This window comes from Rhizobacter sp. (genome assembly GCF_032229685.1).
Taxonomy (GTDB): Bacteria; Pseudomonadota; Gammaproteobacteria; order Burkholderiales; family Burkholderiaceae_C; genus LMDS01.
This window is the reverse complement of the sequence record NZ_JAVTWP010000048.1, coordinates 132,764-146,523: the sequence shown is the minus strand read 5'-3', so window position 1 is coordinate 146,523 and position 13,760 is coordinate 132,764. Positions and strand designations below refer to the sequence as shown.

Here is a 13,760-nt window from a genome sequence, read left to right as displayed (position 1 = left end):
GAACCCCTATGCGCGGGGCGGCCAGTACGAGCGCTTCTTCGAGGGCCGCAACAACGTCGATTTCGCGAACGACTTCGTGGTCATCGAGAACGAGGAGCTGAAGCGCCGGCCCGACCTGCATGCCGTCGTCAACATCCTGCTGCTGCACCAGATCACCGGGGAGATGTACCTGACGCGCAACCGGCGCAAGGTGCTCTTCATCGACGAACTGAAGCAGCAACTCGGTGATATCGGCGCCGACGATCCGGTCAAGGCCGCCGTGGTCGAGGAAGCGGCCCGCCGCGCGCGCAAGTACGGCGGCTCACTGGGCACCGCCACACAAAGCGCTGACGACTACTACGGCTCGGCCCAGATGGAAGCGGCCTTCAACTGCTCGGACTGGGTGTTCCTGCTGCGCCAGAAGCCCGAGTCGATCGAAATGCTCGACCGCAAGGGGCGGCTGTCGATGGACGAACCCAAGAAGCGCCTGCTCAACTCGCTGCGCACCGAGCCCGGTGTCTTCTCCGAGGTCTACATCTCTTCTCCGGTGGGTGAAGGCGTGGCGCGCAACATCCTCGACCCCGCGACGCATCTGCTGTTCTCCAACAAGCTGGAGGACAACGCGCCGATCGACGAACTGCGGGCGCAGGGCCTGAGCATCGACGAAGCCATCGCCGAGTTGCTGCGGCGCCGGGGGCATGTTGCATGAAGGCGCTGCTGGTCCAGGCCGTGCTGGCGATGGTGATCGTGTTCGGCACCCTGGCCGCGTACGACAGGTTGGTGATCCGCCCCGGGCAACTCGTCGGTGTCGTCGACGTCGGCGAGGTCTACCGCCAGAAGGAGGCTGAGTTCACGCTGATCCTGACGAAGGCCGGCACGGACGGCGAGCGTGACAAGGCCATGCTGATGGCGCGCGCGTTCGCGCAGCGCTTGCCGGTCGCGCTGGAGGAACTCCCACGCGATTGCAGTTGCCTGGTCGTGCTCAAGAGCGCGGTCGCCGGCTCGACGCCGCGCACGCTGGACCTGACCGCGCACCTGCGCCGAAAGCTGGAGGCGCCATGAACGCACTGCGCTTTCGGTTCGTCGCCAACTTCGAAGACTTTCTGCGCCACATGCGCGCACGCTGGTACCTGTACGTGCCGGTTTTCGCGGTTTGGGGCTTCGCCTACGCCCGCGTCTTTGTCGACCCGACGCCGCGCGTCCCGGTGTTGTTTAACTGGACGCCCAGCCTGCCCTACAGCGTCGCGCTGGTGCACTACGGGACGCACGACCTGCAGCGCGGCGACTTCATCGTCTTTGCCTTCGCGGGCGAGGCGCAGACCGCCTACCCGGGCCTGCATGGCCAACCCTTCTTCAAGATCGTGCGGGGTCTCCCCGGTGATGCAGTGACCGTCGCCGGCCGTGTGGTTGCCGTCAACGGCAAGGTGGTCGGCACGGCCAAGACGCATGCGTACGACCGCCGGCCTCTCGAACCGATCGCCGCCACGGTGATCCCGCCAGGCCACTACTACTTGCAGGGCACGAGCCCCGACTCGTTCGATTCGCGCTACCGCGCCAGCGGGCTGGTGCGCGCGGAGCAGGTGCTTGGCACGGTGGTGCCGCTCTTCTGAGGGGAAGTGATGAAACTTGCGCTGCTCCAACTCGCCGTCGTCGCTGCCGCCGCTGCTGCACCAACCGCGACGGCGGTGGCACAGCCGGTGCCTGCAAGCCCGTCCGTTCCGATCACGGACGGCATGCCGCTGGGCGACTACCTCGCCCTGCTGGCTCAGATCGCCACACCCGCCCGCGATGGTGCGCTGGCCTACCTGCAAGCATTCCAGCAGCGTTGCGGTCGGCAGATTAAGACGGCGGAACTGCGTCGGGCGATGTCCGAAGGCGATGGCGATCCCGTCCTGATGGGGATGATTCGCGCGAGCCATCTGGGCGACTCGAACGGCGTCGCTCAGCTCGGCCAGCGCGTGGTCTGCGACCCGAGGGCTGGTCGGTGAGACACGCCCTCGCCGCCATCGCTTCGTCGGCGCTGCTGATGTGCGGATGCGGCGCCCTCGCCACCGATCTCGGGACTTTGGGCCCCACCTACGGGATCAGCGAGCCGCACCTGCTGAACTTCATCGAGCAGCGCCTGCGCGACAAGGAGCGCAGCGGTGAATTGCAGCGACTGATCGAGCAGGCGCAGACCCGTGGCACCGAAGCGGTGACCCGGCCGCAGCCGATTGCCGGCCTGCGCGCCACCGAGACCGCCCGCACCTTCTACTTCGATCCGAGCTTCACGCTCGACCGCAACATCGTCGATGCGCAGGGGCATCTGATGTTCGCAGCGGGCTTGCGCAAGAACCCGCTCGAAGTGGTGTCGCTGTCGAAGCATCTGCTGTTTTTCGACGCCCGCGACCGGCGCCAGGTGGCACGGGCTCGCGAGTTGATGACGCGCTACGACGGCAAGGTCAAACCCATCCTGACCGGCGGCTCCTACCTCGACCTGATGAAGGCCTGGCGCATCCCGGTCTATTACGACCAGCAGGGCATGCTGACCCGGCGCTTCGGCATCCAGCAGGTGCCTGCCATCGTGTCGCAGGAAGGCGCGCGCCTGCGCATCGACGAGGTGCTGCTGCCATGACGACCGCCCGCGCCTTCTTTGCGGCCACGTTCGCCGTGCTGTTCGCGCTCGCGTCCACATTCGTCCATGCCGCAGACAGCCTGACCTGCACCGGCAAGTTCCCGAACCCGATCACCGACATCTGCTGGAGTTGCATCCTGCCGATGAGCATCGGCGGCGCCACGGTCGCGAACTTCGACGGGCAAGAAGACATCGCCAATCCATCGAACCCCGTCTGCAGTTGCGGCGTCAACCCGACCATCGGTCTGTCGATCGGTTTCTGGGAGCCGGCCCGACATGTCGAGGTCGTGCGCAAGCCCTTCTGCCTGGTCTCGCTGGGCGGCATCGATCTCGATCCCGGTGTCGCGGCGCCAGCGGCTGCCCGGTTCACGCGGTCCGAGGGAGACGGTGATGGCGGCAGCTTCTACCAAGCCCACTTCTATGTGAACCCGGTCCTGTACTGGCTCGAGGTCGTGACGGACTTCCCCTGCCTGGAGCGGGGCTCGTTCGACCTGGCGTACCTGACCGAAGTCGATCCGCTCTGGAACGACGACGAGTTGACGCTGATCCTGAATCCGGAAGCGGTGTTGTTTGCCAACCCGGTGGCCGTGGCCGCCTGCGCAGTCGACTGCGTCGCAGCAACGGCGGGCTTCGGCATCGCCGAGATGTTTTGGTGCGCGGGTTGCCAGGGCGGCATCTACCCCTTCGACGGGCATGTGCCGTACCACATGGGGGGTGTGCGCACGGCTGCGCTGCTGGCCCAGCGCCTGACCGCAAAGATGCACCGCGAGCTGTTGGCTTGGGGCTGGCATGGCAAGGCGGGACTCTGTGGACCGTACTTCCTTCCAGCGATGGACAAGACGGCCTACAAGACCCAGCTCACCTACCCCGTCGCGAACACCGGGAAAGACGGCGGCCGCTGCTGCCAACCCTTCGGTCGCAGCACCATCGTCTGGGGCGCAGGCAAGGAGTACCCGGTGCGCGGTGAGGACTTCGCCTTCATGCTGTTTCGAAAGAGGAACTGCTGTGTGGGCTACTGAACTCACCCATCGCAGCGGCGGCGCCGTCCGATCTGCCATCACGGCCGGGGTGGTACTGGCCTGCTGTGCCGGCACATTCGCTCAGAAAGCGCCGACCGTGACCGACGCGGACATCGAGCGAGCCCGTCGCGCACAACCGGTGATCACCGACCGCGACATCGAGCGGGCGCAGCAGAAACACAGAACGCCAACCGATGCCGAGCTGGCCCGCGTGCCCGTGCCGTCCACGCCCAAGGTGGATGCACTGCCCCAACCTGCGACGCAAACGCCCATCGACCTGGAAGCCCTCGCCAAAGGCTTCGATGCGCAGGCGGACCAGCCGGCGATGGCCGCCAAAGTTGGTCCTGGGCTGCTGATCTTCGTCAGCTTCTCCATGCCAGAGTCCACACTCGCCCGCCTGGTCGATCAAGCCTCCCGCGCCCGCGCATCGCTGGTGCTGCGCGGCTTCGTCAACGGATCGCTGCGAGACACGGTCGAGCGCATACAGCACCTGATCGGCAGTCGCCAGGTCTCCGTGCAGATCGACCCGCAGGCTTTCGACCGCTTCGCCATCGTTCGGACGCCCTCGTTCGTACTGGTCCGCGACGGGGCTCAGCCGAAGCCATGTGGCGCCAGCATGTGCTTCGCCAACGACCAGTTCGCGCGGGCGGCCGGCGACGTCAGTCTCGACTACGCGCTGGAGCACATTCAGCGCGCGTCGCCCCGGCTCGCGAAAGACGCCAGCGGCTTTCTGAAGCGCATGAAGGGCGCGGGGAGTTGAGCATGCGCAAGTGGATCGCGTGGTTCACGATCTTCTGCTTCGTCACGACGCAGACCTCGGCCGTCGCCGGGCCGCACGAGGAAGGCGTTGCCGCCGGTCAGGCGGCCAACCCGGTGGCACGCGGCAGCGTCACGACGCCGAACGCCACCGCCGTGGTACCGGGCTACACCACCGCGCCGCCCGAATCGGCCTACTACCGGCAGCCCAACATGGCGGCCCAGGGCAATGCGCGGCTCGCCTTGTGCGCGACGCTGCCCAACGATCCCGTATGCCAGGCGCAGCGCGGCGCACTGTCGTCGGCGAACACGCCGCGGCCCGCAATCTCGACCGACGACCCGTCGGTGGCTGCCGCCCGCGACATTGGTCGCAGCCCGTCCAGCGTGCTCGGAAGCCTGGCCGCCTACTACAGCGGCTGCACCACGACGATGACCCCTGTGCCGGCCACGACCCAGACGCGCAGTTGCCTGCGCTACCAGGGCGTCGGCAACTACAGCTGCGGCCGGTCACTGACCGTCAGCACCGAGCGCACCACCAGTTGCACCCCGGGTGACTGGTTCGCACACGCCGGCGCGGGGCGCACGGGCCTCGATGCCCAGTGCTTGCCTGACCGACCCGAGACTGCCCAGCACTTCCGCGTCACGCAGGACGCTGCGCCGCTGAGCTTCTTTAACGTGGACATGACCCGTCCTGTGGCATTCCCCGAGATGGTCGCGGTGCTGAGCACGACCTACTCAGGAATGACCGGCCAGCCAATCCGCAACGGTGTGTGGGTGGCCGACAAGTCTTGTGTCGGCGGTACTTGCAGCCTGACCGCGATGATCGCCGCCGAGTCCCAGGAGAGTTGCACTGGCAGCGGCGACTCGGGCTACACCTGCACCAGCGTCGAACCCTTCCTGAAGGACTACGCGGCTTGCCGCGCCGGCACGCAAAGTGGCGACAACATCCAGAACACGGTTTGTACTGGAGGCGACAGCGGCAGCTGCAACACCACCGCCCTGGACGCCACCAAGTGCTACGTACCCGCCGACTCTTCCGGCACCTACGCCGGCACTGACATCACCGGCACCGTCCCCGGCCTCCTATGGAACTTCGACGCGGATCGCGCCGTGGTCGGCTGGTCGATCAATCCTGGGTTCGGCCCGATCTCGACGATGCGACTGAGCTACGCCAGGCCGCTGACGACGGTGACCGCGACCGACCGCTGGGACGACCAGTGTCCAGCGTTGGCATCCGGTGGCCGTTGCACCGTCAGCACCGCAGCGGTCTGCACGGACGGCCCGGCCACGAAGGTGATCGACGGCGTGTCCATCACGCGCGACTGCTGGGAAACCACGAGCACGATGACCTGCACCAGCGCCGCTCCGGCTGATCAATGCGCGCCGCTGATCGCTGCAGGTTGCACGCCGACGGGCTCGGCCTGCAAGCAGACCAATATCGCCACCGGCACCTGCGAGGTTCTTGAGGACCGCTACAGCTGCCCCGTGCCGGCACGGACCGTCACCAGCGCCAGCAACTGCCCATCGAACGTGTTCTGTCTAGAGGGCAGTTGCTTCAACATCAGTTCGCCGAACGATCCCGACTTTGCGCGAAGCATGTCGCTTCTCGAGGCCGGTCGCGAAGCCGGCGTCTATATCGACTCCGACCGCATGCAGGTGTTCAAGGGCGAGGAGAACCGCTGCCGCGACCGACTGTTGAAGAACTGCTGCTACTCCGACGGCGCCGGGGCCGGCATGAGCAATCAGAGCGTCTTCGGCACCGGCTCACGGCTGGTCTACGACGCACTCATGAACTCGGAGAACCGTGAGTTCCTGTACCAGGGCGTGTCGGCCCTGCTGACGGGCGGGGGCTTCAGCGGCACGTTCAGCTCCTACGGGGTGACAGTCGCCGTGAACGGCGCAGCCCTGCCCGCTGGCTCGACGGTGCTCTATGCCGGCGAAAGCCTCGTCGTCGCCTTCGACCCGTGGTCGTTGGTCATCGCCATCATCATCTACATCATCCTGTCGATGATGTCCTGCAACGAGGAAGAGGGAAAGCTCGCGATGAAGGAAGGCGCGAAGTTGTGCCACACGGTCGGCAGTTGGTGCTCTTCGTGCTTCCGCGTCCATGGCATCTGCTCCTCCTGCGAGGAACACACGACGTCGAAGTGCTGCTTCAACTCGATGCTCGCGCGCATCGTCAACGAGCAGGGCCGGATTCAGATCGGCAAGGGTTGGGGCGGCGCCGAGAGTCCCGATTGCACGGGCTTCACCATCGCGCAATTGCAGACCCTCAATTTCGCGGCGATGGACCTGACGGAGTTCTACGCATCGCTTGTGCCGACGCTTCCAAACCTAACCACGCTGCAAGGCAATGGCGCGAGCCGTATCCCGACCTGCTACTACGGCCAAGGGAGGTGCCAGTGAGGTACTTCGTTGTCACCTGGTTGGCGACGCTCAGCAGCCTCGCACTCGACGTATCGGCGCAGGATCGCAAGCCGGTGCAGGACGCGCGACCGCTTCTGATCGCCGCAATCGACGCGCCCGGCGGTGCAGCCCACGGCAAGCTGGTGGGTGAGATGGCCCACGCCATCACGCAACGCTTCAAGGGCACGTCGCCGATCTACATCGACGTGATCACGGAGCGTCGCTATGCGCAAGCGGGTTGCCGCCGCCTCAAGGTGCGCTTCTGGCAGGACGGCGTGCAATTGCCGGGCGCCCCCGCACCACGCCGCCAGACCATCGACTTCGGGATCAACTATTGTCGCGACGGTCAGCCGCCGAAGTCGTTGTCATGAGACTTCCGTCGTGAAACACACCTTCGTGATCTGCGCGCTGCTGCTTGCCGTCCTGTGCCCGACAGCAGCCCGTACGCAGACCCCTGCCTCGCCCTACTGGACCGACACATGGCGAGGCTGGCACTTCTATGAAGACCCGGAAGCCGACGCGCAGGACCGCCCCTTCCTTCCGCCGAAAATCGCCACCCCGACCGCCAAGCCCAAGGCTCTGCGCCCACCCGAGATCGCCGAATTCGAGCGGCTGCAAAAGACGCTCGAAGAAACCCGCAACATCGCCATCATGCGACCGACCGAGGCCAACGTTCGCCGCTACATGGAACTGGAATCGAAGGTGGTGGCGCGGGCCTCGACCTTTGCCGATGTGGCGCAGCGCGTGGCCTGGGGAACACCCGAGCTCGACCCGACCTTGCAGGGTCGGCCGGTCAACGCCAAGGCGCTGGAAGTGTTCGAGCAGCAGCAGATGTCGCAGCGCACCGAGTCCATCGGGACGCTGGGCCGTGACCACGTGCTGTTCTTCTTCTTTCGCGGCGACTGCCCGTACTGCCACGCCTTCGCGCCGACGCTGGGCACCTTCGAAGCTCGCTACGGCATCAAGGTGGTGGCCATCAGCATCGACGGCGGCACGATGCCCGGCTTCCCGGACGCCCGTCGCGACAACGGCATCGCCACCACGCTGAAGGTCAGCCAGGTTCCCGCCGTCTACCTCGCCCAACCCTTCACCGGAAAGATCATGCCCATCGGTTTTGGCGTGCTGTCCGAATCGCAGCTGCTGGAGCGGATCGCGACCGTGTCGGCACCGACCAGCGAGTCCGGGCCGTCGAAGGATGGCCAACCGGTGGTCCTTCAGTAACCCGTGCGGGAGCATTCCATGAACACCATCGAAACGCAACGCCTCGGCCGCCGCTCCATCGCGACTGCAATGGCCGCAGTCCTCGTCGTGTCGCCGATCACCTTGCGCGCTGGTGACTTGAATGCCGAGGTGAACAACATGTTCAACAGCCTCGGCACGATCGGCAACTACACGGCGCCAGGCGCGTTCCGCGGACAGACCTTCAACACTTACACCGGGGGCAGCCTGTTCATGCGGGCGCCGAACAAGGTCTATCAACTGGCTGCCATCCAGTTTCCCAGCGCCAAGGCCGGCTGCGGTGGCATCGACGTGTTCGGCGGATCGTTCTCGCACATCTCATCGGCCGAGTTCAAGAACATGCTGCGCAACATCACGGCCGCCCTGCCGGGCATTGCCTTCCAACTCGCACTCGAAGCCGTCTCGCCTTTGCTCGGCGGGCTGACCAAATGGGCGAAGGGCCTGGAAACCTGGATCAACAACGCCCGCATCAACTCGTGCGAGACCGCGAAGGCCATCGTCAGCACGGCGGCCGAAGCCGCAGGCTACAGCTCGCAGGAGGCCTGCGGAGACCTTGCCATCGAGCTGGGGCTCGAGACCGACCGCGATGCCGCACGGAGGCGCTGCGCAACGGACCGCACCAGTATCCTGGCCTCGGCACGTACGTCGGGCGACGCCAACGTGCGCAACAAGGCGCCCTTCGTTGGCAACCTGACCTGGAAGGCGCTGCAGTACACCGGGACTTACCTCGACGATCAGGAACGTGAGCTGATCATGAGCATCGTCGGCACGGTCGTCTTCTATCCCGAAGATGCGGCGCGAGATCCAGAGCCGATTGCTCCGACCATCACCTCGATCAGCCAGTTGCTGTATGGCCAGGGCCCAGGCGCTGGAACCGACGTGACGCAGCACCTGCTGCGCTGCAACGACTACTCAAACTGCGATGCGGTGACGCTCAACACGGCCTATGCGCACACGCCGTTCACCGCGCGCGTCGAAACCATGATGCGGTCGATCGCCGACAAGATCGCCACCCGCGCCGCGATCCCCAACAACTCGGCCGAGGTCGGCTTCGTCAACCAGACCACCGAACCGGTCTACAAGATGCTGTCGATCGGCGCGACCATCCCGGGCTCGGGCCTGGCAGACAGCCTGATCGGCCAGTACCGTGACGTCATCGCGGCCGACTACGCCTACGTGTTCCTGGAGCGCAACCTGCGCCTGGGCATGGCGGCACTCGACAAGGACTACACGTTGCAGCAGAGCCAGCGCGACCTCGCCACGCACATCCGCCAGCGCGCCCAGGCCATGCTGCTGCAACTGTCTCAGGAGAAGAACCTGCTGTACCAAAAGGTCGGCTCGTTCCGTGCGGTATCCAGCCACCTCGAAGAGCTCGAACGGCAGCTTCGCTCCAGCATGCCGCAGCACGTGATGGACATGCTGGGTCGGCAAGCGGCCTATCTGTCTCGGTAGACGGCAGCAAGTGAGCCCGCTGTGTGGGAGATTTACGCCTACCAGAACGCGGACAGCCTGTTCGGCATTTTCAACGCAGCTGCGGCAATCCACGCGTCGAGCGACTACATGGCCGCCGTCGCAGCGGTGGCCTTCTGCGGCTTCGTCGCCGCGCTGATCGCATACGCCTTTGCGCCGGAGAAGCTGCAGGGCTGGAAGTGGCTGGCCACCGTGTTGCTGGTGTTCGCCGTCCTGATCGTGCCTCGCGTGACGGTCGGGATCGTCGACAAGACAGGTGGCTCGCCAGTCAAGGTGGTGGCCAACGTGCCGTTCGGCGTCGCGATGCTGGGTAGCGTCACCAGCACGATCGGGCACACCCTGACGGGCCTCTTCGAGACGGCGTTCCAGGTGATCCCCGGCGCCGGCGCACTGCCCAGCGAGCTGACCTACGAAAAGAACGGCCTGATGTTCGGCAACCGCCTGATCCGCGACACCGGCAACGCCGTGTTTCAGGACCCGAACTTCCGCACCGACCTCATCAACTACATCCATAACTGCACGATGTACGACCTGATCGACGGGACTGTCGATCCGGGAACATTCTCCAGCTCGGACGACGTGTGGGCGCTGATGAGCACGCCCAACCCGGCGCGCTTCAGCACGATCACCGGCGGCGGTGGTGCCGTGACAGTGGATACGTGCCCGAACGTCTACACGAACCTCAATGGGCGGCTGCCGGCGCAGATCACCCGCATTCAGGGCAAGCTGGCGTTTCAGCTGAACCCGACCTTGCCGAGCGCTGCCGCAACAGCAGCCATCGCCGGCCAGATTCAGCAGGCCTACTTGAAGAACAGCATCGCCACGGCAGCAGCGACTGCCGCCGACTTGATCCGCCAGAACGCCGTGCTCAATGCGATCAACGACACAAGCAACGTCATCGGGCAGAAGGTCAACGACCCAGCATCCATGGTCCTGGCTGTCGGGCGCGCGCAAGCTGTCGCGCAGCAGAACGCAACCTGGCTCAACTATGGCAAGGTCGCGGAGCAGGCACTGCCGGTTTTTCGCAACGTGATCGAGGCCATCACTTACGCCCTGTTCCCGCTGTTCGTGCTGTTGCTCCTGCTGACCAGCGGGCGCGAAACGATGATCGCCTTCAAGGGCTACGCCGCGATCCTGATCTGGATTCAGCTCTGGCCGCCGCTGTATGCAGTGCTCAACTACATGGCGTCGATCTACGCGGCCTACGACCTGGCGGCGGCGGCCGATCTCGGCACCGGCGCAAAGGCGCTGTCGTTACAGACCGCTTCGACGATCTACTCGCGGGCAATCTCGGGCGAAGCCATCGTGGGCTACCTGGCGATCAGCATCCCCTTCATCGCCTGGGCAGCACTCAAGCGCATGGAGAACTTCGGCACCGCGCTGGTCGGCGGACTGTCGGGGCTGCAGGGCATGCTGTCGGGCAGCACCGGCTCGGCAGTCGTCGGCAACGTGAACATGGGCAACGTGGCAATGGACCAGTTGCAGTTGGCACCGAACCGCACGTCGGCGTTCATGAGTTCGTGGCAGAACGATTTGACGGGGAACACGGTTTCGTCGAACGCCTTGACAGGACGGACGGCAGTGAGTCTGCTGCGCAATCAGGGGTTCGCGTCGCGCGTCGTGTCGATGAGGGTGAGCGAGCAGGACGTGACTGAGGCCAGTCGGCAGGTGGATGCGGCGCGCAGTGAGGCGGTGTCGGCGAGCACTGAGCGATCTGCGGTGCTTGCCGACACTTTCAGTCGTGGCCTTGCGAAACTTCGATCAATACGCTCCAGTGGGGGAACGACTTCCAGCAGTTTCGAGCAAGTCGGAGAGAACCTTACGCGCCTTGACCAAATTACTAGGAGCGTGGCTGATCGAACCGGGTTGACGCAGTCGCAGGTTGCGCAAATCGCGTTTGGAGCGGCTGCGCATGTTGGGCTGTCGACACCCATCGCCGGAGCTGATGCACGCGCCAGCGCAGGTAAGAACTATCAAGCAAGCCTTTCAGCCGAACAGCAGAAGGTCTTGGGTTCGTTAACAAGCGATCAACTCGCTGAGTTCAAACAGTTTGGTGATCGAGTGTCGCGCGACAGCAGCGTGATCGATGCCGTAGCGTCCGACTCGCGGGAATCCAAGGACTTGTCCTCGCGCATGGCGTCGTCCACTGCTCGCTCGACGCGCGCCGACGCAAGTGTTGCCGAGCGCACCGCCCTCGCCGAGCGGCTGTCTGCAGCGCGTGATCGCGGCGAGACGATTTCCATAGACACCGCGCAGGATCCGCACAACCTGGCGATGTTCATGCGATTCGCAGAGCAGTACGGGGGCAATAGCGCGTCCGCTTTGGCCTTGTTTGAAGCCGAGCTCGCGCGGCAAGGCCTTCCGCCAAATCGCTCGTTCTCTGACGGCACAGCGCTCCCTGCTTCGTTCGGAGAGATTCATCGACTCCACGAAAGCGCGGCTGCGAATGCCAAGCTCGGCCCCGACATCGCAGCGCGGGCAAGGTCGAACCGCCAGACCGTGGCCGGAACTGACACGACACTTCCGTTTATGGCGGGCGCCACCGCGCCGTCAGGTATTCGCGCCACCGTTCAAGAAATTGGTGTCGATATCCGGCAGCAAGTCAGATCGGATTCGGCCGCAGTAAACGCAAAGACCGAAATCGTTAACGCGCCCGACGGTACGCTTCAGTCCCGGAAGTCGCTGTTGAAGCAGGCGGGCAAGCAGGTTGCGGGCGACGCCGGCGCATCCATCGACAACGCAAAGGACATCGTCAAGGACACGCTACGCAAGAAGTAGCGGGATTTCTAGAGCTTGTCCGGGTCGAACTGATGGCGTCCGTGCTCTGGCTCAAGCGCGCTGGTCAAGGGCGGTCGCCCCTTGTCGCGCCAGTAGTTGTCCATCAAGTCCATCGGCGTCATGCCTTGCCCGGGTACCGCGGAGTTGTCGAACGCCTGCTTCTTCCTGACGCGAGCGGAGATGCTGGAAATCGACCCGCCAATCGCTGCACCTGTGACAGCACCGATAGTCATCATCACAATTTTCACACCCCAGTCGTCAGCCAATGCCGAAGCCAAGCCGACGGCTGCGCCAACCGCGATGAATATGAAGAAGAGTGCCTTGCGCATCTGAGACATGCCCCCGTTAGCAGCCTACTCGCCGGCCGCGAGTTTGCAACCCCTTCCTACGTTGAGGCCAACCGAAACGCCGCAGCCATGGCATCCTGCCCTCGGGCTCGCACGCCAACGTGTGTGGCGATCGTTCGCCACTGGCGCACGACCGTCAGGCAACGGCCGATGACCCCTTCTGCATCACGAACAGATACACGAAAGTACGGTGCCACGGCGCGAGCGAGATCGAGGTCCAGTGCGTTGTCGGCCTGACTGATATTCAGCTTCAGCCCCTGGGCGTGCGGCACCGGGTTCATGTCGAAGGCCGGCGCGAGGCGCCACCCCTTCCCGGGCACCAGGATGAAGCCGTGGTTTCGCAGGTGGTCGTCGGTGTTGGAAACCATCAGATTGAAAACGATCCGCGTCCACAGTTCCCCAAGATCGATGTCGGTCTGCGCGCCGTGATCGATTAAGACACGCGCGATCTCAAGGTAGCTTGCGCCCGTAGAAGCGTCGTCGCCGTCCTGGCGTCCGGTGAGTGTCATCGCCGACGCGAAGTGAAGCCGCCGCCCGGAACCCGTGCGATCAAATCGCTTCACGAGAAAAGTATTGTGCGGGTTGGCGAACCGGCGCGCCAGACTGTCGGGAACTTGCACCCCACAGCCACGCGCCAGCGTGTGCACCACCATTTCCCAGGCACCCACGTCATGCTCGTCGCGCACGCTGGGAAACTTGGCGATCCACAGGTGGCCATCGGGATCGACGACGCTGGCCTTGGGCCGCGCACCACCCAACGACCCGCCCGGCGCGATCAGCATGCGCAGCCACTGATCACCCTGCGCAGCGGTGTTGTCCTCGTCGCGTTCCAGCGCCAGGCTGGCGGCCTCGAGTTCACGCAATTGAACAAATGGCGGCGCAGCAAGGTCGTACTGGTTGTCCAGAAAATCACCTGCATCATCGAGCCGAAACCTCAGCGCGCCGACGCGGAACGCGTCATGCACGCCGAGCAGATAGTCCGACTCGACAAGTCGTACAGCCGCGGCTGTGGTCCCGGCCCTTTGTGCACGCTCAAGACGGCGTCGCATGAGAAGTCTTCCCCAACGATCCGGGCTCGCGTCGGCGAAGACGCCGAAGGTTTCACTGCCCTGCTGCGGGTGTTGACGCCCTGCCTAAATTTGCGCGGCCACC

At 64.8% G+C, this 13,760-nt stretch carries 14 protein-coding genes; 12 read left to right on the top strand and 2 right to left on the bottom strand.

Going from position 1 to position 13,760, the window contains the following annotated elements:
* The 12 genes from AC30PD_RS24255 to AC30PD_RS24200 all read left to right on the top strand — a co-directional run.
* A partial coding sequence (locus tag AC30PD_RS24255) for a TraG/VirB4 family ATPase (protein ID WP_489538257.1) occupies positions 1 to 688 on the top strand: 688 nt, incomplete at its 5' end.
* Positions 685 to 1,041: a hypothetical protein gene (locus AC30PD_RS24250; protein ID WP_489538256.1), complete on the top strand. Its 357-nt coding sequence runs from the start codon at positions 685 to 687 to the stop codon at positions 1,039 to 1,041. The genes AC30PD_RS24255 and AC30PD_RS24250, both read left to right, overlap by 4 nt.
* On the top strand, positions 1,038 to 1,589 hold the full coding sequence (gene traF, locus AC30PD_RS24245; protein WP_489538255.1) for a conjugative transfer signal peptidase TraF: 552 nt from the start codon (positions 1,038 to 1,040) through the stop codon (positions 1,587 to 1,589). The genes AC30PD_RS24250 and traF (AC30PD_RS24245) overlap by 4 nt, the downstream gene beginning before the upstream one ends.
* Positions 1,590 to 1,598: 9 nt before the next feature.
* Positions 1,599 to 1,967 carry a hypothetical protein gene (locus AC30PD_RS24240; RefSeq protein ID WP_489538254.1) on the top strand — a complete coding sequence of 123 codons (369 nt, stop codon included), beginning with the start codon at positions 1,599 to 1,601 and terminating at the stop codon, positions 1,965 to 1,967.
* Entirely contained in the window at positions 1,964 to 2,593 is a 630-nt protein-coding gene (gene traW, locus AC30PD_RS24235; protein ID WP_489538253.1) for a type-F conjugative transfer system protein TraW, read from the top strand. The genes AC30PD_RS24240 and traW overlap by 4 nt, the downstream gene beginning before the upstream one ends.
* Complete coding sequence (gene traU, locus AC30PD_RS24230) at positions 2,590 to 3,612, top strand: conjugal transfer pilus assembly protein TraU (RefSeq protein ID WP_489538252.1); 1,023 nt, start codon at positions 2,590 to 2,592, stop codon at positions 3,610 to 3,612. Before traW ends, traU begins: the two co-directional genes overlap by 4 nt.
* Before the next feature lie 97 nt (positions 3,613 to 3,709).
* Positions 3,710 to 4,372: a type-F conjugative transfer system pilin assembly protein TrbC gene (trbC, locus tag AC30PD_RS24225; RefSeq protein ID WP_489538251.1), complete on the top strand. Its 663-nt coding sequence runs from the start codon at positions 3,710 to 3,712 to the stop codon at positions 4,370 to 4,372.
* 2 nt (positions 4,373 to 4,374) lie between these two features.
* Entirely contained in the window at positions 4,375 to 6,774 is a 2,400-nt protein-coding gene (gene traN / locus AC30PD_RS24220) for a type-F conjugative transfer system mating-pair stabilization protein TraN (protein ID WP_489538250.1), read from the top strand.
* Positions 6,771 to 7,145, top strand: coding sequence for a hypothetical protein (locus AC30PD_RS24215; RefSeq protein ID WP_489538249.1), 375 nt, complete (start codon positions 6,771 to 6,773; stop codon positions 7,143 to 7,145). Before traN ends, AC30PD_RS24215 begins: the two co-directional genes overlap by 4 nt.
* 25 nt (positions 7,146 to 7,170) lie before the next feature.
* Positions 7,171 to 7,995, top strand: coding sequence for a conjugal transfer protein TraF (traF, locus tag AC30PD_RS24210; protein WP_489538248.1), 825 nt, complete (start codon positions 7,171 to 7,173; stop codon positions 7,993 to 7,995).
* A gap of 18 nt (positions 7,996 to 8,013) precedes the next feature.
* Positions 8,014 to 9,465: a conjugal transfer protein TraH gene (locus AC30PD_RS24205; protein WP_489538247.1), complete on the top strand. Its 1,452-nt coding sequence runs from the start codon at positions 8,014 to 8,016 to the stop codon at positions 9,463 to 9,465.
* 21 nt (positions 9,466 to 9,486) lie between these two features.
* Positions 9,487 to 12,261 (top strand): conjugal transfer protein TraG N-terminal domain-containing protein, encoded by a 2,775-nt coding sequence (locus AC30PD_RS24200; RefSeq protein ID WP_489538246.1) that lies wholly within the window; start codon positions 9,487 to 9,489, stop codon positions 12,259 to 12,261.
* Positions 12,262 to 12,269: 8 nt separating this feature from the next.
* Here AC30PD_RS24200 and AC30PD_RS24195 read toward each other — a convergent pair whose 3' ends face one another.
* Positions 12,270 to 12,599, bottom strand: a complete 330-nt coding sequence (locus AC30PD_RS24195; protein WP_489538245.1) for a hypothetical protein — start codon at positions 12,597 to 12,599, stop codon at positions 12,270 to 12,272.
* A gap of 47 nt (positions 12,600 to 12,646) precedes the next feature.
* Complete coding sequence (locus AC30PD_RS24190) at positions 12,647 to 13,657, bottom strand: type II toxin-antitoxin system HipA family toxin (protein WP_489538244.1); 1,011 nt, start codon at positions 13,655 to 13,657, stop codon at positions 12,647 to 12,649.
* Positions 13,658 to 13,760: the final 103 nt, after the last annotated feature.